This is a genomic window from Segatella cerevisiae, from assembly GCF_024054555.1.
In the GTDB taxonomy this organism is placed as follows: domain Bacteria; phylum Bacteroidota; class Bacteroidia; order Bacteroidales; family Bacteroidaceae; genus Prevotella; species Prevotella cerevisiae.
In genome coordinates, this window is record NZ_JAMXLY010000091.1 from 1 (window position 1) to 3,030 (window position 3,030).

Annotated in this window: 2 protein-coding genes; both read right to left on the minus strand. The window is 42.6% G+C overall.

Annotated features, from left to right (window positions below):
- Positions 1-228: 228 nt before the first annotated feature.
- Positions 229-1,107: a hypothetical protein gene (locus NG821_RS12370; RefSeq protein ID WP_252761967.1), complete on the minus strand. Its 879-nt coding sequence runs from the start codon at positions 1,105-1,107 to the stop codon at positions 229-231.
- Positions 1,108-1,139: 32 nt separating this feature from the next.
- The gene (locus NG821_RS12375) at positions 1,140-2,912 is read right to left on the minus strand and encodes a RagB/SusD family nutrient uptake outer membrane protein (protein ID WP_252761968.1); all 1,773 of its coding nucleotides are present in this window, start codon (positions 2,910-2,912) and stop codon (positions 1,140-1,142) included.
- Between the last annotated feature and the right edge of the window lie 118 nt (positions 2,913-3,030).

The following is a 3,030-nucleotide window of genomic DNA, read 5'->3' on the forward strand; positions in this document are numbered from 1 at the left end:
ACTTTGCCATAGTTATAAAGTATATGTCTAAAGGTACAAAAATTTTTGGACATGGCAAAGCCCTGGCTTGAGAAAGTCGGGGCTTTGTGATAAAAAAAGAGGATATGTCTATTTTGACACACCCTCTCATTTAACAAAGAACCAAAAGAGACACGACTTTTTATGCTATAGAAGAATAGTTACCTTATAAAATAAGAAAAGGCAACTATCCCAAGAAATTATCCAAAGTTACTTTTGGGCATTACACCATTCCTTCGTTGTTTTCTTGAAACACCAAAAATAGGCATTCCCACCTTGGCCCGTCATATTCGACTCAGATGCGCAAAGGTAAAGATGGTCACCATCGGCTTTCAAGATGTGAAAGACAAATTGGTTGGCATTCCCACTATTCAACCGAACTCCCATTAAAGGCGTAGTACCTGAAAAAGTCATTGTACCTATATCCCAACCTGCTTTTACAGAATTGGAAGAAACAGTTACAGCCCCCGTCTCCCCTCGGCTATTTGTTGCGGTCGACAAACTCAAAGAGAACCATCCTTTAAGCCCGTCTCTTTCAAGACCATTTTTTAAAGCCTGGCCATCGATTTGGTCTTTCGTGATCTGTCCCTTTGCAGGTGTAATGTCACTCATATAATTTCCAAAGCCACAGACGACACCCTTATTGTCTGTTGTATCCCAAGTCCAATAAGTAGTGGTATAACCGCCCTTACCATCACCAAATATTTGATCATAAATAGCCGGTAGGTCCGTATACTCTGTGATATCCAGTGATTTAATTCCGGATTTTACGATCGTACCGTCTTCATTCATCGTCTCGACATACACATCCAACTTCTTTGTCGGAGGAGCGACCTGCAAGGAAACATTCGTTCCCTCACCGATCTCTTGTTTTGTATCGGCATTGAACACTTTGATATACCGTACCGGTGATGTCGTTACAGTTATATTATTATTCCCCTGCGATTTTGGAGTCAGGATCAATCCGGCTGTCAATTGGTCTTCAGATATTGCCCCACGTGGATTGATATCTTCATGCGAAGGACTGCATGAAATAAAAGCCAGCATCATTGCAAATACTGCCCATACCAAATAAAATGTCTTTTTCATAAGTATTCCCTTTTTCTTTATATGAAGGAAAATCATTTCCATCCATTGTATTCTGAACTATTGTCTTCCCATCCCGGATTTTGAACTACACTGCCGATAGAAACCGCATCGTCAGGCATTTTCTCGAAACCTGCAGTTTCATTGTATCTCGCAGCATATCCTCCATTATGAGCTACATTCTTTGCAGGTTGACCTGCGACGTAAATAGGTTGGTCTGCTTGTTTTGAAAGAGCCTTAGCGGCAATATGCCAACGGCGGATATCATTCCAACGCGTCCCTTCAAAGGCAAACTCCCATCTACGCTCATTCTGGAGTGCAGCCAATGAATAACTGCCAATAGGTGACAGTCCGGCACGGGCTCTCACCCGATTGATACCGGATACATTCTCTTCCAGTTCCGACTGCATCAGCAATACGTCTGCAAAGCGGAGCAAGACCAAATCATGGATATTCGATGTTTGCATGTTTACACCATTAGACCATCCGTCGGAACCGTACATCGTCACTTCAAAGCTACAAGCGATACCTCCGGGCTGGGTCGAATCCCTACAAGTAATAGGGGCTAATTTCTTTTCATAGTAATCAGTCTCCTGTATATAGTCGGTCCAACCACCTCTTTTATATTTGGGAAGTTGACTTAAGACTTGAACAGAAGCATCACGGCGCATATCAGTAGGTTCAGCTGCTTGCCAATCTGACATCAGATTAGGTGCCACAGGTCCTGATCCCCAACCTTGACCAAAGGGGAAAGTATTGGCATAATCCTGTCCGCCGCGAATGCCAAAATATAAGGCATACATATTGCTATAGCCAACAGTTGTCAACCATGAAGCCAATTTACTGAACTTGATACAAAACATATCCTCGACATCTGCCTGATTATGAGTTCCATTTTCATCGTCCTGGCACCACTTCAGTCCCTTGCCTTTTGTATAGGAATAGTCATTTACCGTATACTTATTGGTATAAGCCCAAAGGTTACGATAATCCGGTACGAGGGAATAACCTGAATTATTCACGCAGTCATCAATATATTTCGACACGTCTTGTTTCGTAAGAGTTTTTCCATCAGGAAGGGTTATAGATGTCAAAGGTTTATACACCGTACTTGTCAAGTCTTTCAACTCAGTTCCATCACCATACATTCCGGTATAAAACAACCAAGCACGTCCCAACATGGCCTCTGCACAATACTTGTCGGCATGGCCGTTATTATTGTTTGACGTACTGGGCAACAGGTCTGCCGCGTCCTTGAAATCCTGAATGATTTGTCCCCAAAGCGTCTCTACATTCCCCTGCTTGACAACAGTTCCGGTAGGCGCGGTCATCAAAGGCACATTACCGTACATCGAGGCAAGTTCATAGTAATAGAGAGCTCTGCAAAACAAAGCTTCACCCATGTATTTATCTTTATCCTTATCACTAAGACTGGTTTGAGGAAGAACCTGGATCAAAGTATTTGCACGATTGATACCTTGATAACGAATACGCCAAAAATCATTCGTCATATTAGTTCCATAGTTGCACAACAGATCCTGTGCCTGCACCAATTTGTCATTGGTGCCTCCACCTCCCAATTGATCGTCACTGGCCAGTATCGAATAGTAAAAGAAACTCTCTTGAGGATACTGACCAACCTGATTCAGACACTGATAAATGCCCGCTATTGTTGCATCAGCATCTGCTGCATTGGCCGGAAAATTGTCCGTTGATTGCTCCGTTATGTTTTCAACTCCATTGAGTCCGCATGATGCGAGACCCAGGGTGAGGGTACTTGCAAAAATGATATTTAAAACTTTTTTCATTCGAAAATGTTTTTATTGCGAACAGCCAGTAAATCGGCTATTCAGGTTTAACTTATTTGTTTTGACACAATAAAAGAATAAGCAGGCTGCGGTATGCTGTCTGCGGCTATTGGCTTAG